This window comes from Amycolatopsis sp. NPDC006125 (assembly GCF_040614195.1).
Lineage (GTDB): Bacteria > Actinomycetota > Actinomycetes > Mycobacteriales > Pseudonocardiaceae > Amycolatopsis_E > Amycolatopsis_E tucumanensis.
This window is the reverse complement of sequence record NZ_JBEXTZ010000111.1, coordinates 1-25,417: the sequence shown is the minus strand read 5'-3', so window position 1 is coordinate 25,417 and position 25,417 is coordinate 1. Positions and strand designations below refer to the sequence as shown.

Here is a 25,417-nt window from a genome sequence, read left to right as displayed (position 1 = left end):
GTCGCCGAGCAGGGTTGTCAAGGCGGGAAAGCGTGCCTTGACAACCCTGGTCGGCGACTAAAGATCGGCTGTGGATCGGGGGCGGGGGAGGTCTGATTGGGGCAGTCGGCTTGCTTTCGTTGCCGGGCGGCGGTTTGTGTTGTGTTGTGGGGCCGCGAAAAGAACAACTACCGGCGCGGTAGCTTGTCCAGCAGGCGGAGCCCGATCGTCATGCCCCGAGCCCAAACCTTCCCCGGCACCACGCGAGGCGGCCGAAGCCGAACGCCCCTCTGCACGGCGATCGACTGTGCTTCGGTGTACTTCAGCAGTCCCTCGGCGCCGTTCCGCCTTCCGAAGCCGCTGTCCTTCATGCCTCCCATGGGCAGGCCGACGCTGCCGAAGGTCGCCGCGTAGCCTTCGTTCACGTTGACCGTTCCGGCCTTCAACCGGGTGGCCACCGCCCATCCCGCGGCCGCGCTGCCGGACCACACGCTCGCGTTCAAGCCGTATTCGGTGTCGTTCGCGCGCTCGATGGCCTCATCCAGGTCCGTGTAGCCGTAGATCGCGACCACCGGGCCGAACGTCTCCTCCCGGAACAGCGCCACGTCCTCCGTCACGTCCGTGAGCACCGTCGGCTCGTAGAACAACGGGCCCAGGTCGGGACGGGCCCGGCCGCCCGTGAGCACAGTCGCTCCCTTGGCCCGCGCGTCCTCCACGTGGGCGCTCACCGCCGCCAGCTGGTCGGCGCTCGTCAGGGACCCCATGTCCGCGCCGAAGCCGAGTTCGGCGCCCAGCTTCAGCGCCTTGGTCTTCGCCACGAACGCCTTCGTGAACTCGTCCCGGATGTTCTCGTGCACGTAGATCCGCTCGACCGACACGCACAACTGCCCGGCGGAGGAGAAGCACGCCGTCACCGCACCGGCCGCCGCCTTCGCCACGTCGGCATCCGGCAGGACGATCATCGGGTTCTTGCCGCCCAGCTCCAGCGAATAGCCGGTGAGCCGCTTCGCGACCTTCTCCGCCAGCGCCTTCCCGGTCGGCGTCGAACCGGTGAAGCACAGGTAGTCCGACTCCTCGACGATCGCGTCGCCGATGCGCGAACCCCGGCCCAGCACGATCCGCCACACCCCCGCGGGCAGACCGGCCTCCTCGGCCAGCTCGTGCAGCCACAACGCCGACAACGCGGTCTGGTTGTCCGGCTTCTGCACCACCGCGTTGCCCGCCGCGAGCGCCGGCAGCACGTCCATCGCGGTCAGTGCCAGCGGGTAGTTCCACGGCGAGATGACCCCGACGACACCCTTGGGGTGACGCACCTCGCCCGCCTTCGTGGCGACCGGGATGACCCCCGCGGCCCGCCTGGCGCCGAGGATCTTCGCGCTGTGCTTGCCGTAGTAGCCCGCGACCAGGGCCGTCGCGCTGACCTCGTCGAACGCGTCGATCCGCGCCTTGCCCGCCTCCAGCTGCACCAGGTTCAGGATCTCCTCCTGACGGCCCAGGATGAGCTCCCCGAGCCGCTTCAGCACCCGCTGCCGCTCGGCCACCGGACGCGCCGCCCACGCCCGCTGCGAAGAGCGCGCCGCAGCGAACACCGCTCGCACGTCGGTGTCGGTGGCCTGCGGCAGCGTCGCGGTCGGCAGCCCGGTGAACGGCGCGGTGATCTCCACCGGAGCGGAGTCCTGCCCGCCTTCGGCCCGCCGGGCGAGCTGCGCGGCGCGGGCCGCGGGGGGCGCGCCGGGGATCCCGCCGACGGTGTTCGGTCCCGTCGAAGCCTCACCCGTGTTCGCGGCGGTGCTGGTCATCGGCCCTCCTGGCGCTGGTCGGCGGCGTTACCGGCGAGTACAGCATACCGTCGGTATGGCCAGGATCCCTTTTCGTTCGGGAACGTCACAGTCGGAGATCCACACGTCTCAGGAGTGGGCGGCCGGCCCGGGCGAGGGCCGGGCCGGCCGCCTGTCACGCCACGTACCGCGCGAGGTGCTCGCCGGTCAGCGTCGAGCGGGCGGCCGCGAGCTCGGCCGGACTGCCCTCGAACACGATGCTCCCGCCGTCGGTGCCCGCGCCCGGCCCGAGGTCGATGACGTGGTCGGCATGCGCGATGACCGCCAGGTGGTGCTCGACGACCACCACCGAGCGCCCGGAGTCCACCAGCCGGTCGAGCAGCTCCAGCAGCTGGGCCACGTCGGCCAGGTGGAGCCCGGTCGTCGGCTCGTCGAGGACGAGCACCGGGGCGTCGGCGGCCATGTGCACGGCGAGCTTGAGCCGCTGCCGCTCCCCGCCGGACAGGGTGGTCAGCGGCTGGCCGAGCGTGAGGTACCCGAGGCCGACGTCGCGCAGCCGCACCAGGATCCGGTGCGCGGCAGGCAACCCGGTGGCGAAGAACTCCGCGGCTTCGGCGACCGTCATCGCCAGCACCTCGGCGATGTTGCGCCCGCCGAGCCGGTGTTCCAGCACGTGGGCCTGGAAGCGGCGGCCCTCGCACTCCTCGCACACGGTGGTCACCCCGGCCATGAGCGCCAGGTCGATGTAGACGACGCCGGCGCCCTTGCAGGCCGGACAGGCGCCTTCGGAGTTGGAGCTGAACAACGCCGGTTTCACCCCGCCGGCCTTGGCGAACGCGGCGCGCACCGGGTCGAGCAGCCCGGTGTAGGTCGCCGGGTTGGAGCGGCGCGAGCCCCGGATCGCGCTCTGGTCGACGACGACCACGCCCTCGTGCCGCGCCACGGCCCCGTGGACCAGCGAGCTCTTGCCGGACCCGGCCACCCCGGTGACCACCGTGAGCACGCCCAGCGGCACGTCCACGTCGACCTTCCGCAGGTTGTTCTCGGCGGCGCCGCGGATGGGCAGTGCCCCGGTGGGGACGCGCACGCTCTCCTTGACCGCGGCGCGGTAGCCCAGGTGCCGCCCGGTGAGCGTGCCGGAGGCACGCAACCCGTCGACGTCGCCTTCGTAGCAGACCTGCCCGCCCGCGGTGCCCGCACCGGGACCGAGGTCGACGACGTGGTCGGCGATCCGGATCGTCTCCGGCTTGTGCTCGACCACCAGCACCGTGTTGCCCTTGTCCCGCAGGCGCAGCAGCAGCTCGTGCATGCGGTGGATGTCGTGCGGGTGCAGCCCGACCGTGGGCTCGTCGAACACGTAGGTGACGTCCGTCAGGCTGGAGCCGAGGTGGCGGACCATCTTCACGCGCTGCGCCTCGCCGCCCGACAGCGTCCCGGCGGGCCGGTCCAGTGACAGGTAGCCGAGGCCGATCTCGACGAACGAGTCCAGGGTGCGACCCAGGTTCGCCAGCAGCGGAGCCACCGAGGGGGCGCTCAGCCCGCGCACCCACCGGGCCAGGTCGCTGATCTGCATGGCGCAGGCGTCGGCGATGTTGATCCCGTCGATGCGGGAGGCCAGCGCCGCCGCGTTCAGCCTCGCCCCACCGCAATCCGGGCACGCGGCGAAGGTGACCGCCCGCTCCACGAAGGCGCGCACGTGCGGCTGCAGTGCGTCCTTGTCCTTGGACAGGAACGACTTCCGCACCCGGTGGAGCAGACCTTCGTAGGAGATGTTCGAGCCGCCGAGCCGGATCTTGGTCTGGTCGCGGTGCAGCAGGTCGTGCAGCTCGGTGTCGTTGTAGTCGCGGATCTTCTTGTCCGGGTCGAGGAACCCGGAGCCGGTGTAGGTGCGCACGAGCCAGCCGTCCGGGGTGAAGCCGGGCACTTGGATGGCGCCCTCGGACAGGCTCCGGTCACGGTCGACGACGGCGCCGAGGTCGATCTCGGACACCTGGCCGGTGCCCTCGCAGCGCGGACAGGCCCCGGCGGGCAGGTTGAAGCTGTAGTGGAACCCGGGGCCGGCGCTGGGCTCGCCGAGGCGGGAGAACACGATCCGCAGCATGGCGTGCACGTCGGTGGCGGTGCCGACGGTGGAGCGGGAGTTCGGGGTCATCCGGTCCTGGTCGACCACGATCGCCGTGGTCAGGCCCTCCAGGACGTCGACGTCGGGGCGGGCGGCCCGTGGCAGGAAGCCCTGGACGAAGGCGGAGTAGGTCTCGTTGATCAGCCGCTGCGACTCCGCGGCGATCGTGCCGAACACCAGCGAGCTCTTGCCGGAGCCGGAGACTCCGGTGAACACGGTGAGGCGGCGTTTGGGGATGGTGACGTCGACGTCGCGCAGGTTGTTGACGCGAGCGCCCAGGACGCGGATCAGGGCATGGCTGTCGGCGGGGTGTCCCATACCTCTACTCTATACACCGTACGGAGTACCCGTTCAGTCGCCGCGATAGGCGCTCACCGCGAGCCGCTTCCACTCCTCCAGCAGCTGCTTCCGCCGCGCGGGCGCGCCACCCAGCTCGGCGTCCAGCGCCAGACCGCGGGTGAAGTTCACCGTCAGCCAGAACAGCGTCTCCAGGCGCTCGCGGGGCAGGTCGGGCGCGAAGTTCCGGATCAGCGTCAGCGTTTCGCGGCCCAGGGCCCGGTCGACCGGCCGGATCGCCGCCCGCAGGGCCGGGTCGGTGCGCGCCGCGATCCACAGTTCGGTCGCTGCGGTGGCGAGCGTGCCGGAATAACCGGCCCACAGCAGGTCGATCGCCGCGGGAATGGCCTCCTCGCCGCTCGGCAGGTCCGTGAACGACTCCGCCAGCGCCGCTGTCCGCCGGCTCGTGAGATGCGCCACAGCGGCCGCCATCAGGTCGGCCTTGTCCGCGAAGTGGTGCTGCGCCGCCCCTTTCGACACCCCCGCCCTGGCGCAGATCTCCTGCATCGACGTGCGGGCGTAGCCGAGCTCGACCAGGCATTCGATGGTCGCGTCGAGCAGGGCGGTCCGGGTCTGCTCCCGGCGCTCGGCCTGTGTGCGGTGCCCCCGCGCGGTCACGTCGCCTCCTTTACCGGCGCTGTGCCCGGATGTACATTCCAGTCGGAACTTACATTCCATCCGTAATGTTTTCCACCGCTGGAGGTCACCGATGCCGTTGCCCGCACCGAAGAGTTCCTGGGCGCAGGACCTGGGCGAGTTCCGCGAACTGGCCCGTGCGTTCTGCCAGAAGGAGCTCGTGCCGCACCAGGAGCGGTGGAGCGAGCAGAAGTCCGTCGATCGCGAGCTGTGGACCAAGGCGGGCGAGGTCGGGCTGCTCGCCATCTCTATCCCCGAGGAGTACGGCGGCGGTGGCGGCACCTTCGCGCACGAAGCCGTGCTGTACGAGGAGCAGGCCCGCAGCGGCGACGGCTCCTGGGGCGTGTCCGTGCACAACGGGATCGTGGCGCACTACCTGCTCCACTACGCCACCGAAGAGAAGAAGAAGGAGTGGCTGCCCAAGCTCGCCAGCGGCGAGTGGGTCGGCGCGATCGGCATGACCGAGCCCGGCACCGGCTCCGACCTGCAGGGCATCAAGACCCGCGCGGTGCGCGAGGGCGACGAGTACGTCATCAACGGCGCCAAGACCTTCATCAGCAACGGCGGCATGGCCGACCTGGTGGTGCTGGCCTGCAAGACCGACCCGGACGCCGGTGCGGCCGGGGTGTCGCTGATCGTCGTCGAGACCAACCGCGAGGGCTTCCGCCGTGGCCGCGTGCTCGACAAGGTCGGCCTCAAGGGCCAGGACACCGCCGAGCTGTTCTTCGACGACGTGCGGGTGCCCGCGGCGAACCTGCTCGGCGAGGAGGGCCAGGGCTTCATCCAGATGATGCAGCAGCTCCCGCAGGAGCGGCTGATCATCGCGGTCACCGCGGTGGCGGGCATGGAGGCCGCGATCGACCTCACCATCGAGTACACGAAGGGCCGCACCGCGTTCGGCCGCCCGGTCTACAACTTCCAGAACAGCAAGTTCAAGCTCGCCGACGCCGCCACCGAGGCGGCCGTGGCCCGCGCGTTCCTCGACCAGTGCATCGAGCGGCACCTCAAGGGCGAGCTGGACGTGCAGGGCGCGGCCATGGTCAAGCTGTGGACCACCGAGCGGGCCAACAAGGTCGTCGACGACTGCGTCCAGCTGCACGGCGGGTACGGCTACATGACCGAGTACCCGATCGCGCGCGCGTGGACGGATCTGCGCATCTCCCGCATCTTCGGCGGGACCAGCGAGATCATGCGCGAAGTCATCTCGCGGACGCTCTGATGGCGGGACCACTCGCCGGGCTGAAGGTCGTCGAGCTGGCCGGTCTCGCCCCGGCGCCGTTCGCGGGCACGCTGCTGGCCGACCTCGGCGCCGACGTGGTGCGGGTCGACCGGGCCAAGCCGGGGGCGGACGTCCTCGGCGTGCCCAACGACCCGCTCACCCGCGGCCGCCGGACCATCGGCGTGGACACCAAGAGCGCCGAGGGCGTGGAGGTCGTGCTGCGGCTCGCCGAACGGGCCGACGTGTTCATCGAGGGGTTCCGCCCCGGCGTCGCCGAGCGCATGGGGCTGGGCCCGGAAGACGTGCAGGGGCGAAACCCCCGGATCGTCTACGGCCGGGTCACCGGCTGGGGCCAGGACGGGCCGCTCGCTTCGGCGGCCGGGCACGACATCAACTACCTCAGCGTCGCCGGCGCGCTCGAACCCATCGGGCGCGCCGGGGAACGGCCGGTGCCGCCGCTCAACCTCGTGGGTGACTTCGCCGGCGGCGGGATGCTGCTGGCGTTCGGCATCCTCGCCGCGCTGCACGAGCGGACCTCCTCGGGGCGCGGGCAGGTGGTGGACGCGGCGATGGTCGACGGCGCGGCGCTGCTGATGACGCAGCTGTTCGGGATGCGGTCGGCCGGGATGTGGCCGAACGAGCGGGGCGGCAACGTCCTCGACGGCGGCGCCCCGTTCTACGACACGTACGAGACCGCGGACGGCAAGTACGTCGCGGTCGGGGCCATCGAGATGCGGTTCTGGGGCGACCTGGTGCGGGTGCTCGAACTGGACCCGGCGGAGCTGCCGGTGCACCTGGACTGGAACCAGTGGCCGCGGCTGCGGGAGATCCTGGCGTCGGCGATCGGCAAGTTCACGCGGGACGAGCTGGTGGCGCGGGCGGAGGGCACGGACGCGTGCCTGACGCCGGTGCTGAGCCCGTGGGAGGCGGCGGCGCACCCGCACAACGCGGCGCGCGGGACGTTCGTGGAGATCGGCGGCGTGGTCCAGCCCGCCCCGGCGCCGCGGTTCGACCGCACGCCGCCCGCGACGCCCGAGGCGCCCCACGAGAAGGGGGCGGACACCGAGGACGTCCTGGCCGAACTCGGGTACGACACCGAGCGGGTCGCGGCGCTGCGAGCGGCGGGGGTGATCGCTTCCTGACGCGGGTTCCAGGCGGCCCGGCGGCCGCGATTCCTTTCCCCGCAACGGGGTACCGGCAAAGTGGGCGGCGCGCAGGTGATCGCCTCCTGACGCGGGTGCGACAGATCGTTTAGAGTGGTCACAAGTCCCGGCTGGGCACGCAGCGTCACAGCGTCCAGCCATCCGTGTGAAGGGGTGTCGAAAACGTCCCGGTGACGGCAGGATTGCCGTTGATCGGGGGAACCAGGCCCGCGGCGCGCCGCGGGCCCAGTGCAGCGAGGGGAACACGGCCATGTCGGCGAACACCAAGAAGATCGTCATCGTGGCTGTCGTCGCGCTCGTGCTGTTCTTCCTGATCACGCGTCCGACCGAGTCCGCAGAGGTGGTGCGCAGCGCGCTGGGCTGGCTCCGGGACGGTGCCGAAGCCATCGTGACGTTCGTCCGCAGCCTCTTCTCCTGACCCCATTCCGGCCACGGCCGGCACCGCCTCCCGCGGTGCCGGCCGTGGCCGTGCGCGTCTCGCCGTCAGCTACGGAAAGTCACCAATCTTGGCATCTGAGGGGCGCTGTTCGACCATCCGGGTGGATTGGGGTGATTAACGCGCTGGTCGCCGAATTCCTTGCCCGGAACCTCTGGCGCGACGGCCCGAATTCCCCCTACGGTGCTCACATTGCGTGACCAGCCGGTTCTCGCCGGCGAAACGGTCAATCGCTTCGATCATCGCCGTTCGATGGTGGCTTTCAGTGGGGCACGAGGAGGCAGGGATGACCGGAGATCCCGGGGTGGATGCGGTGATTGCCCAGTGGGCGTCCGAGCTCGAGCGCACGCCGGAGGAGATGGAGGCCGACCGGATCGCCTCCGCCTGGCTCGCCGAACTGCCGCAGCAACCACCAGGGATTCCCGGCCAGCGGGCCCGCACCGGCACCCGCACGTGGAAGCCGGTGGAGTCGGCCGACCCGGACTACCTGGACGCGATGCAGGAACGCCTGCCCGAGGTGCCGGTCGACCTGCTGGTCGCCGCGGCCGGCTGGTGGCAGATGGTCGGCGACATCGAAGAGGCCAAGGCCTGGTGGGACGCCGGCATCAGCCCGCTCGACCAGCGCGCGCTGGACTACCGGTCCGCCGGCCTCAGGCCGTCCGACCTGTCCCGCCGTCTCGGCCCGATGACGGTCCTGCAGCACCTGCGCCGCGGCAGCGCCCCGGCCTGGTGCGTCGCCCGCCTCGCCCGCCAGCAGCGCGCCAGCTGACCGTCGAGGTCGCGTAACGTCAGGAAACGCGGCCTCGTTGGTCAGGTGAGGCTTTAGCGCTCGCTTGACACCGGCGCACCTATCGTCGGCGCGCGGGAGCGTGCGGACGTCGGTGGGAGGCAAGGTTCTTGGACACGGAGCAGATCGAGCACGACCCTGCGGACGTGTCCACCGAGGAGGAAGCCGTGGCGCAGCCCGCCGGCAGGCGGGCCGCACCGGCGGTGCTCGGCAGGCTCGCGGTCGTGGTGGTGGTGCTGGCCGCGGCGGTCGGCGGGGTCTGGGCGACCAGCGCGGTCACCCGGCCCGACCGCACCGAGACCACCACCGAGATCCCGGACCTGGACAACGCGGCGGCACAGGTCGCGCCAGGTTCGGCGGCCCCGGTCAACGCGACCGTCGAGGGCACCCCCGCGGCGCAGACCCAGCCGCAGCAGCAACCCCAGCAGCAACAGCAGTCCGGCGGCGGCGACCTGCTTTCCCAGTGGGCGGCCAAGGTCTCCGACGTCACCGGCATCCCGGCCCGCGCGCTCGTCGCCTACGGCAACGCCGAGCTGGAGATGCGGGCCGCGCAGCCGAAGTGCCGGCTGTCCTGGGCCACGCTCGCCGGCATCGGCCGGGTCGAGTCCAACCACGGCCAGTACGGCGGCGCGGTGCTGCAGGCCAACGGGCTGCCGTCGAAGGCGATCATCGGCGTCCCGCTGGACGGGGCGCCCGGCATCAGGGCGATCGGCGACAGCGACGGCGGCCGCTTCGACGGCGACCCGGTGTACGACCGGGCGGTCGGGCCGATGCAGTTCCTGCCCAGCACCTGGGCCCGCTACGGCGGCGGCTACAACCCGCAGCAGATCGACGCCGCCGCGCTCGCCGCGGCCAAGTACCTGTGCGTCGGCAGCCGCGACATGGCCAGCGCGAACGGCTGGTGGGCGGGAATCCTGTCGTACAACAACTCGGTCGACTACGGGCAGAAGGTGTTCGGCCTCGCCGACGCCTACGCCAAGGCCGCCCAGGTCGTCAAGGTCTCCTGACCCGCGGGTGCTAGCGTCGTGGGGTGCCCACGGGTCTGTTCACGCCGCGCCGGATCGCGATCGGCGTCCTGTGCGTCGCCGCGTTCGCGGTCTGCTGCGGGCTGGCCTGGTGGCAGTGGAACCGGTTCGAATCGGCGAGCGGCTCGTTCCAGAACCTCGGTTACGTGCTGCAGTGGCCGCTGTTCGGCGTGTTCCCGGCGTTCATGGTGTGGCGGATCTGGAAGCTGCGCCGCGAGGCGGCCGCGGAGGACGCCGCGCCGGAGGAGTCGCGTGCCGAGTGGGGCCGCAAGCCGGTGAGCGAGGTGCCCGCGCCGCGGGTGCGCCGGGCTCCGGCCGACGACGAGGACCCCGAGCTCGCCGCGTACAACCGCTACCTGGCCGAGCTGCACGCTCGTGACCAGCGCGAGAGCTAGAAAGGCAGACTGCGATGGTGGACACCGACGAACGTGAAGGCGCCCCGGCCGCGAAGGCCGCGCCGGCCCTGCGGGGGCCGCTGCTGCGCTACCGCGTGCTGGCCTACGTCACCGGTGTCGCGCTGCTGCTGCTGACGGCGGCGTTCATCCTGAAGTACGCGTTCGACTCGCCCGGCATGATGAGCTGGGCCGGCGTCAGCCACGGCGTCTTCTACATGGTCTACCTGGTGTTCGCGGTCGACCTGGCGCTCAAGGCGCGGTGGTCGATCAAGGGCACCATCCTGGTGCTGCTCGCGGGCACCATCCCGTTCCTGTCGTTCGTCGCGGAGCGCTCGGTCACGCACCGCGTCCAGGCGGGTCGCAAGCTCTGAGCGAGTAGGGCACGACGGTCGACCCGCGCAGGGTGTCCGCGTCCAGGGTCGCCGGCCGGAAGCCGTCCAGCCGGGCGACCATCTCGCCCACCGGGTCGGCCACCTCGTCGGTCCGGCCGGACAGGAACGCCCACTCGTGCTCGTCCGAGCCGAAGTACACCGGCGTGGCGAAGACCTCCCGGAACCGCGCCCACGCCACCCGCAGCGTGTCGTTGCGCCACAGCGTCGGGCAGCCGCCCTGGCAGCACACCACGCCGCCGGGCGCGAGCAGCTTGGCGCACTGCCGCAGGAAGTCCGCGCCGTAGAGCCGGTTGTGCTGCGCCGCCGGATCGGTGTTCTCGTCCGGCAGGTCGATCACCACCAGGTCGTACCCGCCCGGCGACGACTCGGCGAACGAGAACCCATCCTGGTAGTGCACCCGGATCGGTCCGTCGCCACGCTCGGCGGCTGCCAGTTCGTCGAGCGTGTAGCCGTAGGGGAGCAGCTCCGCGCACGTCCGGACCGCGACCCGGTCGATGTCGACGTGGTCGACCTGCTCAGCGCCGAACGCCACGGCCAGCTGGCTCGCCACGCCCTCGCTTGACCCGATGATCAGCACCCGGCGCAGCTCGGCGGCCAGCAGCATCGCGGGCACCATCAGCGCCTCGTGGTAGACGAGCTGGCTCTCCTCGGTGCTCTGCCGCTCGTCGTCGCAGAACAGGGACACGCCCTGCGCGGTGCGGCCGATCAGCAGCCGCTGGAAGCCGGTGTGCTCGTCGAACAGCACCTCGGACACGTCCCACACCCGCGACAACCCGGGTCCGAGGGGCTCAACGATCTGCCGTGACATGCTTCTCCCCGCGCTCGACGACCGACATCTCCACGTCCGCGGCGCCCAGCGCGGCGGACAGCAGCCGCACCGCGAGCACCGGGTCCGCCTGGTCCCCGCAGGTGAACACGTCCGCGAACACCGCGCCGATCTCCGGATAGGTGTGCACCGAGGCGTGCGACTCGGCCAGCAGCGCCAGCACCGTCACGCCCTGCGGCTCGAACCGGTGGCCGACCACCTCGCGGACCGTCGCCCCGGCCTCGGTCACCGCGGACCGCAACGCCTCACGCAGGAACGCCGGATCGTCCAGCAGGCCGGGGGCGATGCCCCGCAGCTCGGCGAGGACGTGCCGTCCGGCGAACGCGCCGATCTCACGCGCCATCGGCGAGCACGCCTCCTTCCAGGCAGTAGGTGCGCAGGGGCGGGATCCCGTTGAACGCCACCGACGAGTAGCTCGCCGTGTACGCGCCGGCGTCGAGGATGTCGATCCGGTCACCGGCGCGCAGCGACAGCGGCAGCTCGTACGGGGTCCGTTGGTACAGCACGTCGTCACCGTCGCACGTCGGCCCGGCGAGCACGACGGGACCCCGCTCACCGCCGCGGTCCACCGGTTCCAGCCGGTAGGGGATGGCCTCGTTCTCGGTCTCGGCGAGCCCGTTGTACCGGCCGACGTCGAGGTAGACCCAGCGCCGCCCGAACCGGGTGGCCACCAGCACCACCTCGGTGCGGATCAGCCCGGCCTCGGCGACCACGGCCCGGCCGGGTTCGAGCAGCACCTCCGGCTCGTCCGGGAAGTACGCGGCCACCGCGGACCGGATCGCCCCGGCGTACCCGGCGAGCGACGGCACTGCTTCGCGGTAGGTGATGCCGAACCCGCCGCCGATGTTCAGCCGCCGCGGCCGCACGCCGCGGGCCGCGCAGTCGGCGAAGATCTTCGCGGCCGCGGCGACGCCGGCCTCCCACGCGCCCGGGTCCGGCTGCTGCGATCCGACGTGGAACGCGATCCCGGCCGCGTCCAGGCCCAGCCGGTCCGCCTCGGCGAGCAGGTCGGCGGCCCGGTCGGGCTCGCAGCCGAACTTCTGCCCGAACGGCGTCGCCGAAGCCGGGCCGTCCACCAGCACCCGCGCCGACACCGACGCGCCCGGCGCGTGCTCGGCCAGCGCCGCCAGGTCACCGGGGGCGTCGGTGGTGAAGTCCCGCACCCCGCGCGCCCACGCGAACGCGATGTCGGCCGGCTTCTTGATCGTGTTCCCGTAGGACAGCGCCGCCGGCTCCGCGCCGGCCGCCAGGCACGCCTCGATCTCCGCCGGGCTCGCGACGTCGAACCCGCCGCCCGCGCCGAGCACGGCCCGCAGCACCGCGGGCTCGGGGTTGGCCTTGACCGCGTAACGCAGACGCGCGCGCGGGAACTCGCGGACGAACTCCCGCACGCGTTCGGCGACCGTGTCCGTGTCCACGACCAGGCACGGCGTGCCGGGGCCTGCTTCGCTCAGGAACCGCCTGATCCGCTCAACGCTCACCCGTGAAGCGTCTCAGGAGCCGATCCCGGTCAGCGAACGGACCTCCATCTCGGCGTGCTTGCGCGGGTCGGCCTTGTCCTTGGCCAGGATCGTGCCGAGGAAGCCGCACAGGAACGAGAACGGGATCGACACCAGGCCCGGGTTCTTGAGCGGGAACCAGTGGAAGTCCACGCCCTTGATGATCGAGTCCGGCGAACCGGACACCACCGGCGAGAAGATCACCAGCACCAGGCACGCGCCGAGGCCGCCGTAGATGGCCCACAGCGTGCCGGTGGTGTTGAACCGCTTCCAGAACAGGGAGTACAGCAGCGTCGACAGGTTCGCCGAGGCCGCGACCGCGAACGCCAGCGCGACGAGGAACGCGATGTTCTGCCCGTTGGCGAGGATGCCGCCGATGATCGCCAGCACCCCGATCCCGATCGCGGTGAAACGCGCCACCCGCACCTCGTCGACCGGGTCGGCGTGGCCGCGCTTGAAGATGTTGGCGTACACGTCGTGGGCGAAGGACGCCGACGCGGTCAGCGTCAGGCCGGCCACCACCGCCAGGATCGTGGCGAACGCGACCGCCGCGATGATGCCCAGCAGCAGCGTGCCGCCGATGTGCAGCGCCAGCAGCGGCGCCGCGGAGTTCTCGCCACCGGGCGCGGCCTTGATCTGGTCGGTGCCGACCAGCGCGGCCGCGCCGAAGCCGATGACCAGGGTGCACAGGTAGAACACGAACATGCAGGCGGTGGCCCACACGACCGAGCGGCGCGCTTCGTGCGAGTTCGGCACCGTGTAGAAGCGCATCAGCACGTGCGGCAGCGCGGCCGCGCCCAGGATCAGCGCGACGGCCAGCGACACGAAGTCCAGCTTCGTGGTGCCGTTCGCGCCGTACTGGCCGCCCGGCTCGAGCAGCTTCCCGCCCATCGGGCTGTGGTAGGCCGCCTGCGAGAGCAGGTTCGACAGGCTGAAGCCGAACTTGCCGAACAGGAACACGGTCATCAGCACCGCGGACAGGATCAGGATGGTGGCCTTGATGATCTGGACGTACGTCGTGCCCTTCATGCCGCCGACCAGCACGTACAGCACCATGACGATGCCGACCACGGCGATGATCAGGGCCTGGCCGAGCCCGCCGTGGATGTTCAGCAGCAGCGCGATCAGACCGCCGGCGCCCGCCATCTGGGCCAGCATGTAGAACAGCGAGATGACCAGCGTCGACGTCGCGGCGGCGGCGCGCACCGGGCGCTGCTTCATCCGGAAGCTCAGCACGTCGCCCATGGTGAAGCGGCCGGTGTTGCGCAGCAGCTCCGCGATGAGCAGCAGGTCGACCAGCCAGGCGACCAGGAAGCCGATCGAGTAGAGGAACCCGTCGTAGCCGTGCACGGCGATCGCGCCCGCGATGCCGAGGAACGACGCGGCCGACAGGAAGTCACCGGACAACGCGATGCCGTTCTGCCGCCCGGTGAACGCGCTGCCCGCGGCGTAGTAGTCGGAGCGCGAGGAGTTCCGGCTGCTCACGCGGTACACGACGAACAGCGTGATGGCGACGAAGAGCGCGAAGACGGCGATGTTCACGACCGGGTTGCTGGCCGCGGTCGCACCGCCTGCGGCGAGAAGGTGGTTCATCGGGGTCACTGCACTCCTGCCTGGCGGCGGACCTCGTCCACCTCGGGGTCGATCCGGCGCCGCGCGAACCGCAGGTAGGCGGCCGTGATCGCGGCGGTCGAGACGAACTGGAGGATCCCGAGGACGATCCCGACGTTGACCTCGCCGAACACCTTGATGCTCATGAAGTCGTGCGCGTACGCGGCGAGCAGCACGTAGAGGAGGTACCAGAGCACGAACGCCAGGCTCATCGGGAACACGAAGCGGCGGAACCGGCTGCGCAGCGCGGTGAACTCCTCGCTGCGCTGGATCGCGACGAAGTCGGGGCCCGTCCGGCGGCGCGGGCCGGGCGGCTCGGGAGTGGTCGGGCTGCTGCTGCCGAACAGCGGCCGCATCTGTCCCGTGTCCTCCACGGGGTTGCGCGCAGCGGTGCGGGCGACGTTCTGCATCTCTGCCTCCCGGCGAGCGAGCGAAGTCGGCGAAAATCCTTCGGGAGCGCACATGCTAGCCACGGCGACCTGCGCCTCCGACAGCGGAGGACCTCTTCAGAGTGAAGCGGGTCTGCGCCACCCGGACGGGTTAATCCGCTGATCGGGCGAAAGGCGGGCGGGATTCCGCCGAAGCACGTAACCGGCTGTGAAGTGGCGCGGGGTGCCGTCCCTGGAAGGGGTGAGGGGCGTCAAGACGCGCAACACCGCGGCGGTGGTGGGAAAACGCTGGCCAACGGCGGTGACCGGGCAGAAATCCACGTCACAGCGAAAGCCACAAGATCGGGCGGTATTAGGCCGCGCCGCCACAGCGCGTTCGCACGGTCGGTGCGGATTTTCCGATTCATCCCAGTAAACTCTGGGCTAAGTGGGTGACAGGTCCACGGCGTGGGGGTGCCCTGCCGTAACCACGCACCCCGCTTGTGCTGCCCCGACAAGGCATTTCGCGTAAACCCCTTGTCACCAGCGGTATTTCCGCAGGTCAGCACCCCCGGATTCGGCGGGCTTCGGCTGAGCCCGTTTGGTGTACGCTTCCGGGGCCACGCTGACTCGCTGTGACCGAGCGTAAACCGGTGTTGTGCGCGGCATCGTGCACACCGCATGATGCACCGGCAACGGCGCCGGGCCGGTCCGGCGGGACGGCGGGCGGCCGGGACAGCGCCGTCGGCTGGGGCTGCAGGAGAAGCGACGAAGTTCCACCCGTGATGAGGAGAGCCATGCGGTTGAGGCCACGCGGTGCCGTCGCCGTGCGCTCCGGCACGGGTCCGGCCCACCACGCACAGCAGACGCCGGACAGGGAGTCACCTTCGTGACCGTTGCAGGACAGGGCCAAGTGCCTGTGGGACAGCTCCTCGGCCAGCAACCGAAGGAGCCGTCGAAGTGGGCCACGCTCACGCGCTGGCGGGACTGGCGGCTCTCCGCCAAGCTCGCCGCCGTGTCGCTGGTGCCCATCGTGGTCGCCCTGGTGCTGGGCGGGATCACGATCGGCAACCAGGTCGAACGCTCCGGCAACTACGAGCGGATGAACCGGCTGGTCGAGCTCAACGGCACGGTCCGCACGCTCGTCGACGCGCTGCAGCAGGAGCGCACCGAGACCGCGGCGCTGCTCACGCAGGGCACGGTCGGCAGCTCCCCGCAGCTGGACGCCGCCCGCAGGCTGGTGGATGAGGCGACCGGGCCGGTCAGCAGCGCCACCGGGCACGCCGCCGACGCCGACGACGGTGTCCGCGCGCCCGGCGAAGCCGCGCAGGCCGCCGTCGGACGGCTCCCCGAGGTCCGCCGCCAGGTCGCGGAGGGCCGCCTCGACGCGGTGCAGGCGCTGGCCGCCTACAGCGAGATGACCGAGTCGCTGATCGGGCTGGACACCGCGCTGGTCGCCGGCATCGGCGACGACGCCATCGGCGGCACGCCGAGCGCGTTGCACGACGTGCTGGTGGTGAAGGAGGAGGCGTCCACCGCGCAGTCGCTGCTCGGCTACGGCATCGCGCGCGGCAACCTCACCCCGAGCCAGCTCAACGACCTGCGCACGGCCGAGCTGCGGCTGACCGACCGGCTCGCCGACTTCCGTGCCGCGGCCAGCTCCGCGCAGGAGGCCCAGTTCGACCGCTCCGTGATGGGGCAGGACTTCAACACCCGCAGCCGCCTGGTGAACGGCGTGCTCGCGGCGGAGGGCGCGTCGGTGCCCAGCGCGCTGCGCGGCATCTCGGCCCAGCAGTGGACCGCCGTGTCGGCGTCGGTGATCGCCGCGTTGAACACCGTGAGCGACAGCCTGGGCGACGAGCTCACGACCACCTCCGCGGACCTCGCGGACAGCGCGGGCACCGACGCGGGTCTGCTCGCGGTGCTGCTGTTCCTCGCGCTCGTGGTCACCGCCGCGGTCGTCATCCTCATCACCCGCCAGCTGCTGCAGTCGCTGCGGATGCTGCGCGCGGGCGCACTGGACGTCGCCGACCGGCAGCTGCCCGCCGCGGTGCAGAACATCCAGGAGGGCCGGGAGCAGAGCACCGACGTGCAGCCGTTGTCGGTCGGCACCACCGACGAGATCGGCGAGGTGGCCAAGGCGTTCGACGCGGTGCACAGCCAGGCGCTGCGCCTCGCGGTCGAGCAGGCCAACATGCGCACCGGCTACAGCAGCGTGTTCGTCAACCTCTCGCGCCGCAGCCAGAGCCTCGTGCAGCGGCAGCTGCAGCTGATCGAGCGGCTGGAGCGGGACGAGGAGGACGCCGACCAGCTGGCGACCCTGTTCCAGCTCGACCACCTCGCGACCCGCATGCGGCGCAACAACGAGAACCTGATGGTGCTCTCCGGCGCCGAGCCGGGCCGCCGCTCCGGCCAGCCGGTCACCACCTCCGACGTGCTGCGCGCCGCGGTGTCGGAGATCGAGCAGTACCAGCGCGTCGTCGTGCAGACGCCGCCGGAGGCCCGCATCGTGGGCTTCGCGGCGAGCGACCTGATGCGCCTGGTCGCGGAGCTGCTGGACAACGCGACCGCGTTCTCCGCGCCGGAGACCCAGGTGACGGTGACGACCCGCGCCGCCGACCACGGCGGCCTGGTCATCGACATCATCGACCAGGGCATCGGCATGAACGAGGCCGAGGTCGCCGAGGCCAACGCCCGGCTGACCGAGGCCGGGACGGTCGACCTCGCGACCTCGCGCCGCATGGGCCTGTTCGTGGTCGGCCGCCTCGCCGGGCGCCACGACATCGGCGTGGTCCTGCACGGCGGCAAGGACATCGTGGGTGTGCGGGCGACCGTCACGGTGCCCGCGGACCTGGTGATGGACCTGCCCGCGCCTGCCCCGGCCCGGCCGGACCCGTCGACCGCGCTGCCGCGGCGGCGCACGGTCAACGGTGCCGGGCGGCCGGAGGCGCTGGCGAACTTCGGCCAGACGCCGGGTGACGGGGCCAGCAGCCCGTCCTGGACGCAGAACGGGCACTCCGGTGTGCTGCCGCCGCGGCCGCCGTCGGACCTGGAGATCTCCGGCACCGCGTTGTTCACGCCGATCCCGGCGGAGGGGGAGGAGCCTGCGGCGCCGCCCGCACCCGCGCCCGCCCCGGCCGCCGAGGCGCCCGCCGAGCCGGAGCCGGAGCCCGCGCCGGGTGAGCTGCCCAGCGGCAAGGCGTTGTTCACGGCGAACAGCAGCCCGCTGTCGGAGTGGTGGAGCTCGGCGGCGAACGAGCCGAAGCCCGCGACGCCGCCGCCGTCGCGCCGCGAGACGACGCCGATCTTCGACGAGACCCTGTCGGCCTGGTTCCGCAGCGACGACCCGCCCGCCGCCTCCTCGAAGACGGCCGAGTCCACTTCGGACAAGGCGGGCGCTTCGGGCGACAAGGCGGCCAGCGGCTGGGACTTCGCGGTCGACGAGAACTGGCGCGCGGTCCAGGCGGCGTCCCAGGTGGAGCCGAAGACCTTCACCGATGCGGGCCTGCCGAAGCGCCGCCGTGGCGAGCAGTTGCTGCCCGGAAGTGCCGCGGCGGAGACCCCGGCGCCGAACCCGCAGCGCGAGATCCCGGTCCGCGACCCGGCGGACGTGCGGGGCAGGCTGAGCAGCTTCCAGCGCGGCGTGAACAGGGCCCGCCACGCGAAGCGCGACCAGCCCGAAGGCGCTGGGGTGCCGGAAAGCGCTGCCAGCGCGCAGAGCACTGCGGCGACTACCGGGAGCGAGGCCTCGTCGGTGGCCGAGGCGTCGCCGGGTGGGGGGCTGCCGCGCCGGCAGCCGCGCCCGGGGGCGGCTGCCCCGGATTCGGCGAAGGACCGGCGCCCCGGCGCTGCTGCCCCGGATTCGGCGAAGGACTCGCGCCCCGGCGCTGCTGCCCCGGATTCGGCGAAGGACCCACGCCCCGGCGCTGCTGCCCCGGAATCGGCGGCGGAGCGGAAGCCGCGCCCGTCGGCGGAGGCTCCCCAGCTGGACAGCGGCCTGCCCCAGCGCCGCCCGAAGCCCGGCGCCGCGGACAGCGCCCAGCCCGCGGCCGCCACGCCGGAGACCGGCTTGCCGCGGCGGGAGCCGAAGGCTGCGGAGCCCACGGACGCGGGCCTGCCTCAGCGGGAGTCGAAGGCGGCCGGTTCGACGGAGGCCGGCTTGTCGCGCCGCGAGTCGAAGGCAGCCGGGCCGACGGACGCCGGCCTGCCCCAGCGGGAGCCGAAGGCCGCCGGCGGCTCGGCCACGGAAGGCACGAAGCCCAGCCAGCCCGAAACAGCGGACAACGGCCTGCCGCGCCGCCAGCCGAAGGCCGCGGAGCCGCAGTCGGCCAGCGACTCGCCCCAGCGCGAGCCGAAGGCGGCGGCTTCGACTGAGGCTGGCCTGCCCCAGCGCGAGCCGAAGCCCGCGGGTTCGACCGAGGCTGGCCTGCCCCAGCGCGAGCCGAAGCCCGCGGGTTCGACCGAGGCTGGCCTGCCCCAGCGCGAGCCGAAGGCGGCGGGAGCGACCGACAGCGGCTTGCCGCGGCGCCAGCCGAAGGCAGCCTCGGAGACCGAGCGCGCTCAGTCGAAGGAGCCCGCAGCCCAGGCCGAGTCCCAGCCGAAGACTGCGGAGGGGACCGAGCCGGGCCTGCCCCAGCGGCAGCCCAAGGACGCCGCCTCACGCAGCGAGGCGCAGCCGGGAAGCGGTCTGCCCCAGCGGCAGCCCAAGCCGTCCGACAGTGGCCTTCCGCAGCGGCAGCCCAAGGACGAGGCCCCCTCGCGGGGCGAGGCGCAGCCGGGAAGCGGTCTACCCCAGCGGCAGCCCAAGCCCACCGACAGTGGCCTGCCCCAGCAGCAGCCGGTCTCGGCCCAGGGCGATGCTGCTCTGCCTCAGCGGCAGTCCGCCGAAACCGGCAGCGGTCTGCCCCAGCGGCAGACCGAGACGGGCACCGGCCTCCCGCGGCGGCAGCCGGCTTCGGCTCAAGCGGAAACCGGCACTGGTCTGCCCCAGCGGCAGCCGAAGTCCGCCGACACTGGCCTGCCCCAGCGGCAGCCCCGCACGGACAGCGGCACCGGGCTCTTCCAGAGCGAGGGCACGGGCCTCTTCCAGCGGCCCGGCGGCACCGGCGAGAGTACCGGCCTCTTCCAGCGGCCGGGATCCGCGCCGGACACCCCGGCCGAGCCGCAGCAGCCACAGAGCCGGCAGCCGCAGGGCCAGCAGCCGCAGAGTCAGCAGCCGCAAAGCGGCGACGCCGTGGCGGGCGGGGACGGCGCCTGGTCGTTCGCGTCGGACGAAAGCTGGGCCGCGGTGCAGACCGTCTCCTCGTCGCCGCCCTCGAACTTCACCGCGGCCGGGCTGCCCAAGCGGCGCCGCGGTGAGCAGTTGCTGCCCGGCAGCGCACTGGCCCCGGGGGCCCCCGCCCCGGCGCCGCGGACACGTCGTGACCCGCAGGATGTGCGTGGCAGGCTGAGCAGTTTCCAGCAAGGTGTTCAGCGTGGAAGGCACCGGACCGCTCAGTCCGCCGACCCCGATCAAGGAACCATGGAGGGTGAATGACCACGCCGCAGCCACAGAACCAGTTCGGATGGCTGGTCAATGATTTCGCCGAGCGTGTGCCTGGCGTGGCGCACGCGGTGGTCGTTTCGGCCGACGGCCTGCTGCTGACCGCTTCGAACCGGTTGCCGCTCGACCGCGCCGACCAGCTCGCCGCGGTGGCCTCCGGGCTCGTCAGCCTGACCCAGGGCGCGGCGCGGTGCTTCGAAGCCGGTGCGGTCAACGAGACCGTCGTGGAGATGGAGCTCGGGATCATGATCCTGATGTCCATCAGCGACGGCTCCTGCCTGGCGGTCCTGGCCGCCCCGAACTGCGACATCGGCCAGGTCGCCTACGAGATGACCATGCTGGTCGACCGGGTGGGCCAGATCCTCACCCCCGAACTGCGGGCTCAGCTGCAGGGGGCCGCGGGTCCCCTGATCGGTGAACCGGTGGGATGATGCCGACATGACAACGGGATCCGAGAGTGGCTCCCCGACGTCCGGCGGTGAACCGGAGCCGACGTTCGCCGACGTGATGAACAGCTTCAGCCTGGACTCCGGGCGCGGCCGCCGGAAGCGCAAGAAGCAGCGCGACCAGCAGCCCGGGAACGACACGGCCGAAGCCCCCGAAACACCACAGGCCGAGCAGGCGCCCCCCGCGCCACCGCCGACGCCACAGCCGCAGCCGGCACCCGCTCCGCCGCCCCAGCCGGAGCCCCCGGCCCGGCCGGCGAGCCTGTTCGACCCCTCGCCGGGCAGCGGGTTCTTCGAACCCGTGCAGCCCGCCCAGCCGTCGCGGCCCGTGCCGTTCCGGCGCGAGGAGCCCGAGATCCACCCCGCCGAGGAGACCGCCGTGGTGCGCCCGTACGCGCTCACCGGCGGCCGCACCAAGGCCCGGGTCGCCCTGGAACTGGAGACGCTGATCTCCGTCCAGGACGCCGTCCTCGCCCGGCTCGACGCCGGAGCGCTGACGGTGCAGTTCGAGCACCGCTCGATCATGGAAGAATGTCGGACACCGCGGTCGGTTGCGGAGATCGCAGCGCTGCTGCGGGTCCCGATCGGCGTGGCCAGAGTCCTCATCAGCGATGCCGCCGATGCCGGGCTGGTCACCGTGCACCGCACTATGTCGACCAACGACGACGCCGAGGCGCATCTCATGTTGATGGAAAGGGTGTTGAGTGGACTCCGTCGGCTTTAAGGCACCGCGGCAGACCGCGCCGCAGACCATGACCTCGGCCAAGATCGTGGTGGCCGGTGGCTTCGGTGCCGGCAAGACCACCTTCGTCGGCTCGGTCTCGGAGATCGTGCCGCTCACCACCGAGGCCATGATGACCGACGCGAGCCGCGGCATCGACAACCTCGACCAGACACCCAACAAGGCCACCACCACCGTGGCCATGGACTTCGGCCGCGTGTCCCTGGACAGCGACCTGATCCTGTACCTGTTCGGGACGCCGGGTCAGCAGCGGTTCTGGTTCATGTGGGACGACCTGGTGAAGGGCGCGATCGGCGCCGTGGTGCTCGCGGACACGCGGCGGCTGGCGGACTCGTTCGCGCCCGTCGACTTCTTCGAGGACCGCAGGCTGCCCTACATCATCGGCGTCAACACCTTCGACGGTCAGCTCCACCACGAGCTGAGCGACGTGCGCGAGGCCCTGGCGATCGACGAGAGCATCCCGATCGTGCGTTGCGACGCCCGCGACCGCGAGTCGACCAAGCAGACGCTGATCACGCTGGTCGAGTACGCGATGCGGCAGTGGATCGCGATGCGCGCCGCCGGCACGCGCTGACGCCGGCGCGGTAGCCAGGGGAAGTGCCGGGGCGGGGGCCCGGCACCCGTCCGGTCGACGCTGCCTTCGTGCTGCCCGCCTACTGAATCGTTACGGTCCCGCGGTGGATGTCGCCGCGGTCACGCTTGGGTTTGCGATAGTAGGAAGTCCAAGTATTTTTGAGGCATGAACGCCTCCCTTCACCGGCCCGTGCACCCGGTGCGGTTCGTCACCGCCTCGAGTCTGTTCGACGGGCACGACGCTTCGATCAACATCATGCGGCGCATCCTGCAGTCGCAGGGTGCGGAGGTCATCCACCTCGGCCACAACCGGTCGGTGGACGAGGTCGTCACGGCCGCGATCAGCGAGGACGCCCACGGCATCGCGATCAGCGCCTACCAGGGCGGCCACGTGGAGTACTTCAGCTACCTCGTCGAGTTGCTGAACGAGCGCGGCGCCGGGCACATCAAGGTGTACGGCGGCGGTGGCGGCGTCATCGTGCGCGAGGAGATCGAGCTGCTGCACTCCCGCGGGGTCGCGCGCATCTTCTCCCCGGACGACGGCCTCCAGCTGGGCCTGCCGGGCATGGTCAACCTGATGATCAAGGAGTGCGACTACGACCTGGCGGAGGTGCCCGCCGGGTCGGACGACGACCTGCTGGCCGGTGACGTGCCGTCGCTCGCGCGGTTCATCACGCAGCTGCAGGCCGGCAGCGTCGCCGAGGACCGGCTGGCCCGCGTCACGGAGGCGGCGCGCGCCCGGACGGTCCCGGTCTTGGGCATCACCGGCACCGGCGGCTCGGGCAAGTCGTCGCTGACCGACGAGCTGCTCCGGCGCTTCCGGCTGGACCAGGAGGACAAGCTGCGCATCGCGGTGCTGGCGGTCGACCCGACCCGGCGCCGCGGCGGCGGTGCGCTGCTGGGCGACCGGATCCGGATGAACGGCCTGGACGGCTCGCAGGTCTACTTCCGCTCGCTGGCGACCCGTCAGGCAGGCGGGGAGGTGCCGGAGGGCCTGGACGAAGCCGTGCTTGCGTGCAAGGCCGCGGGCTACGACCTGGTGATCGTCGAGACGCCCGGCATCGGGCAGGGTGACGCCGGCATCGTGGACCACGTCGACTACTCGCTGTACGTGATGACGCCGGAGTTCGGCGCCGCGTCGCAGCTGGAGAAGATCGACATGCTCGACTTCGCCGACGTGGTGGCGATCAACAAGTTCGAGCGCCGGGGCGCCGAGGACGCGCGCCGCGACGTGGCGCGTCAGATGGTGCGCAACCGGGAGGCGTTCGGCGTCGCTCCCGAGGACATGCCGGTGTTCGGCACCAGCGCCGCGCGCTTCAACGACGACGGCGTGACCGCGCTGTACCAGTACCTGCGCGACGCGCTGGCCGAGCGTGGCCTGTCGGTGTCGGCCGGTCAGCTGCCGAAGGTGGAGACCAAGGTGTCCACCGGGGCGACGGTGATCATCCCGGCGGCGAAGGAGCGCTACCTCGCCGACATCGCCGCCACCGTGCGCGGCTACCACGAGAAGACCCGGGACCAGGTCGCCGCCGTGCGCAAGGTCGACCAGCTGCGGGCCGCGAAGGACGCGCTGGCCGCCGACGGCGCGGACACCGGCCCGATCGAGGCGCTGCTGGCCAAGGCGGAGTCCGAAGTGGACCCCTCGGTGGCCGGGCTGCTGGAGCGCTGGGAGGAGCTGTCCGAGTCCTACCGGCAGGAGGAGCTGGTCGTCCGCATCCGGGACAAGGAGCTGCGCACCCAGCTGTGGCGGGAAACCCTGTCCGGCAACCGGATCCCGCGGGTGGCGCTGCCGCGCTACACCGACCGCGGCGAGCTGCTGTCGTTCCTGCGCCGCGAGCACCTGCCCGGGTACTTCCCGTACACCGCGGGTGTCTTCCCGTTCAAGCGGGAGGGCGAGGACCCGGCGCGCATGTTCGCCGGCGAGGGCGACGCGTTCCGCACCAACCGCCGCTTCAAGTACCTCTCGGCCGACTCCGAGGCCAAGCGCCTGTCCACGGCGTTCGACTCGGTGACGCTGTACGGGCACGACCCGGACACGCGACCGGACATCTACGGCAAGATCGGCACCTCCGGCGTGTCCATCGCGACGCTGGACGACATGAAGGCGCTCTACGACGGCTTCGACCTGACCGCGCCGAACACGTCGGTGTCGATGACCATCAACGGTCCCGCGCCGACGATCCTGGCGTTCTTCCTGAACACCGCGATCGACCAGCGGATGGACGCCTTCCGCGCCGAGCACGGGCGCGAGCCGACGCCGTCGGAGGCCGAGGACCTGCGCGAGTGGACGCTGCGCCAGGTGCGCGGGACGGTGCAGGCCGACATCCTCAAGGAGGACCAGGGCCAGAACACCTGCATCTTCTCCACCGAGTTCAGCCTGCGCATGATGGCCGACATCCAGGAGTGGTTCATCGAGCACGGGGTGCGCAACTTCTACTCGGTGTCGATCTCCGGCTACCACATCGCCGAGGCCGGGGCGAACCCGATCTCGCAGCTGGCGTTCACGCTGGCCAACGGGTTCACCTACGTCGAGTCCTACCTCGCCCGCGGCATGCACATCGACGACTTCGCGCCGAACCTGTCGTTCTTCTTCTCCAACGGCATGGACGCCGAGTACTCGGTGCTCGGCCGGGTCGCGCGCCGCATCTGGGCGGTCGCGATGAAGGAGCGCTACGGCGCCAACGAGCGCTCGCAGAAGCTCAAGTACCACGTGCAGACCTCCGGCCGGTCGCTGCACGCGCAGGAGATGAGCTTCAACGACATCCGCACCACGCTGCAGGCGCTGTGCGCGCTGTACGACAACGCGAACTCGTTGCACACCAACGCCTACGACGAGGCGATCACCACCCCGACCGAGAACTCGGTGCGCCGTGCGATGGCCATCCAGATGATCATCAACAAGGAGTGGGGCCTGTCGAAGAACGAGAACCCGTTGCAGGGCTCGTTCATCATCGACGAGCTGACCGACCTGGTCGAGGAGGCCGTGCTCACCGAGTTCGACCGGATCGCCGAGCGCGGCGGCGTGCTGGGCGCGATGGAGACCGGCTACCAGCGCGGCCGCATCCAGGACGAGTCGATGCTGTACGAGCGGCTCAAGCACGAGGGCACGCTGCCGATCGTCGGGGTGAACACCTTCCGCAACCCCCATCCGGAGGAGGACGAGGTCGAGGTCGAGCTGGCGCGCGCGACGGAGGAGGAGAAGCAGTCGCAGCTGACGCGGCTGGCCGACTTCCAGCAGCGGCACAGCCACGACGCCGAGCAGGCCCTCAAGGCGCTCCGCGAAGCCGCCACCCGCGGCGAGAACCTGTTCGGGGTGCTGATGGACGCCGCGCGGGTGTGCTCGCTCGGCCAGATCACGGAGGCGTTCTTCGAGGTCGGCGGCCAGTACCGGCGCAACATCTAGATGAGTAATTCCGATCTTGGTTAGTGGTCGTAGGCGATCAGGATTCGGGTTGTGGGTTGGCCGGTGGCGCGGTTGTGCCAGATGGCGGCGGTGAGGGCGAGGAGTCGTTGTGCGATGCGGGCGGTGACGCCTTCGAAGG

20 protein-coding genes and 1 pseudogene are annotated in these 25,417 nt (G+C 71.5%); 12 read left to right on the top strand and 9 right to left on the bottom strand.

The genetic code is table 11. From position 1 onward, the window contains the following. Positions 1–167: 167 nt before the first annotated feature. The 3 genes from ABZ193_RS36820 to ABZ193_RS36810 form a co-directional block, all read right to left on the bottom strand. On the bottom strand, positions 168–1,778 hold the full coding sequence (locus ABZ193_RS36820) for a succinic semialdehyde dehydrogenase (protein ID WP_354713186.1): 1,611 nt from the start codon (positions 1,776–1,778) through the stop codon (positions 168–170). Between the two features lie 154 nt (positions 1,779–1,932). Then, complete coding sequence (locus tag ABZ193_RS36815) at positions 1,933–4,197, bottom strand: excinuclease ABC subunit UvrA (protein ID WP_354713184.1); 2,265 nt, start codon at positions 4,195–4,197, stop codon at positions 1,933–1,935. A gap of 33 nt (positions 4,198–4,230) precedes the next feature. After that, complete coding sequence (locus tag ABZ193_RS36810; RefSeq protein ID WP_020418823.1) at positions 4,231–4,833, bottom strand: TetR/AcrR family transcriptional regulator; 603 nt, start codon at positions 4,831–4,833, stop codon at positions 4,231–4,233. A 91-nt stretch (positions 4,834–4,924) separates the two neighbouring features. Here ABZ193_RS36810 and ABZ193_RS36805 point away from each other — a divergent pair, with 91 nt between their 5' ends. The 7 genes from ABZ193_RS36805 (at position 4,925) to ABZ193_RS36775 (ending at position 10,247) form a co-directional block, all read left to right on the top strand. Then, positions 4,925–6,070, top strand: a complete 1,146-nt coding sequence (locus ABZ193_RS36805) for an acyl-CoA dehydrogenase family protein (protein WP_020418822.1) — start codon at positions 4,925–4,927, stop codon at positions 6,068–6,070. Next, positions 6,067–7,212 carry a CaiB/BaiF CoA-transferase family protein gene (locus tag ABZ193_RS36800; protein ID WP_354713189.1) on the top strand — a complete coding sequence of 382 codons (1,146 nt, stop codon included), beginning with the start codon at positions 6,067–6,069 and terminating at the stop codon, positions 7,210–7,212. The genes ABZ193_RS36805 and ABZ193_RS36800 overlap by 4 nt, the downstream gene beginning before the upstream one ends. A gap of 271 nt (positions 7,213–7,483) precedes the next feature. Then, on the top strand, positions 7,484–7,651 hold the full coding sequence (locus ABZ193_RS36795; protein ID WP_020418820.1) for a hypothetical protein: 168 nt from the start codon (positions 7,484–7,486) through the stop codon (positions 7,649–7,651). A gap of 304 nt (positions 7,652–7,955) precedes the next feature. Then, complete coding sequence (locus ABZ193_RS36790; protein WP_020418819.1) at positions 7,956–8,438, top strand: hypothetical protein; 483 nt, start codon at positions 7,956–7,958, stop codon at positions 8,436–8,438. Positions 8,439–8,566: 128 nt separating this feature from the next. Next, a complete protein-coding gene (locus ABZ193_RS36785) occupies positions 8,567–9,463 on the top strand; it encodes a murein transglycosylase (protein WP_354713181.1) in 897 nt (298 codons plus the stop codon). 23 nt (positions 9,464–9,486) lie between these two features. Then, on the top strand, positions 9,487–9,876 hold the full coding sequence (locus ABZ193_RS36780; protein ID WP_237338094.1) for a hypothetical protein: 390 nt from the start codon (positions 9,487–9,489) through the stop codon (positions 9,874–9,876). Positions 9,877–9,890: 14 nt separating this feature from the next. Beyond that, complete coding sequence (locus tag ABZ193_RS36775) at positions 9,891–10,247, top strand: DUF3817 domain-containing protein (protein WP_020418816.1); 357 nt, start codon at positions 9,891–9,893, stop codon at positions 10,245–10,247. On the opposite strand, the gene ABZ193_RS36770 is transcribed toward ABZ193_RS36775, so the two are convergent. The 5 genes from ABZ193_RS36770 to ABZ193_RS36750 are packed head-to-tail and all read right to left on the bottom strand — an operon-like array spanning position 10,213 to position 14,614. Beyond that, positions 10,213–11,076, bottom strand: coding sequence for a spermidine synthase (locus ABZ193_RS36770; protein ID WP_237338095.1), 864 nt, complete (start codon positions 11,074–11,076; stop codon positions 10,213–10,215). The two genes, ABZ193_RS36775 and ABZ193_RS36770, sit on opposite strands and share 35 nt — an antisense overlap. Then, positions 11,057–11,437 carry an adenosylmethionine decarboxylase gene (gene speD / locus ABZ193_RS36765; RefSeq protein WP_020418814.1) on the bottom strand — a complete coding sequence of 127 codons (381 nt, stop codon included), beginning with the start codon at positions 11,435–11,437 and terminating at the stop codon, positions 11,057–11,059. Before speD ends, ABZ193_RS36770 begins: the two co-directional genes overlap by 20 nt. Beyond that, positions 11,427–12,575, bottom strand: coding sequence for a type III PLP-dependent enzyme (locus ABZ193_RS36760; protein WP_354713179.1), 1,149 nt, complete (start codon positions 12,573–12,575; stop codon positions 11,427–11,429). The genes speD and ABZ193_RS36760 overlap by 11 nt, the downstream gene beginning before the upstream one ends. A gap of 12 nt (positions 12,576–12,587) precedes the next feature. Continuing rightward, positions 12,588–14,186, bottom strand: a complete 1,599-nt coding sequence (locus tag ABZ193_RS36755) for a cation acetate symporter (RefSeq protein WP_027935990.1) — start codon at positions 14,184–14,186, stop codon at positions 12,588–12,590. A 5-nt stretch (positions 14,187–14,191) separates the two neighbouring features. Continuing rightward, positions 14,192–14,614: a DUF485 domain-containing protein gene (locus tag ABZ193_RS36750; RefSeq protein WP_020418811.1), complete on the bottom strand. Its 423-nt coding sequence runs from the start codon at positions 14,612–14,614 to the stop codon at positions 14,192–14,194. A gap of 877 nt (positions 14,615–15,491) precedes the next feature. Between ABZ193_RS36750 and ABZ193_RS36745 the strand changes: the two genes are divergently transcribed. The 5 genes from ABZ193_RS36745 (at position 15,492) to icmF (ending at position 25,278) form a co-directional block, all read left to right on the top strand. Next, positions 15,492–20,108 (top strand): nitrate- and nitrite sensing domain-containing protein, encoded by a 4,617-nt coding sequence (locus ABZ193_RS36745; protein WP_354713187.1) that lies wholly within the window; start codon positions 15,492–15,494, stop codon positions 20,106–20,108. Further along, entirely contained in the window at positions 20,105–20,545 is a 441-nt protein-coding gene (locus tag ABZ193_RS36740; RefSeq protein WP_017983799.1) for a roadblock/LC7 domain-containing protein, read from the top strand. Before ABZ193_RS36745 ends, ABZ193_RS36740 begins: the two co-directional genes overlap by 4 nt. A gap of 7 nt (positions 20,546–20,552) precedes the next feature. Beyond that, positions 20,553–21,284 (top strand): DUF742 domain-containing protein, encoded by a 732-nt coding sequence (locus ABZ193_RS36735; protein ID WP_237338098.1) that lies wholly within the window; start codon positions 20,553–20,555, stop codon positions 21,282–21,284. Then, a complete protein-coding gene (locus tag ABZ193_RS36730; protein WP_017983797.1) occupies positions 21,265–21,876 on the top strand; it encodes an ATP/GTP-binding protein in 612 nt (203 codons plus the stop codon). The genes ABZ193_RS36735 and ABZ193_RS36730 overlap by 20 nt, the downstream gene beginning before the upstream one ends. A gap of 165 nt (positions 21,877–22,041) precedes the next feature. Then, a complete protein-coding gene (icmF, locus tag ABZ193_RS36725) occupies positions 22,042–25,278 on the top strand; it encodes a fused isobutyryl-CoA mutase/GTPase IcmF (protein ID WP_354713175.1) in 3,237 nt (1,078 codons plus the stop codon). Positions 25,279–25,298: 20 nt separating this feature from the next. On the opposite strand, the pseudogene ABZ193_RS36720 reads toward icmF, so the two are convergent. Continuing rightward, a pseudogene (locus ABZ193_RS36720) lies at positions 25,299–25,417 on the bottom strand (IS982 family transposase); the annotation flags it as partial.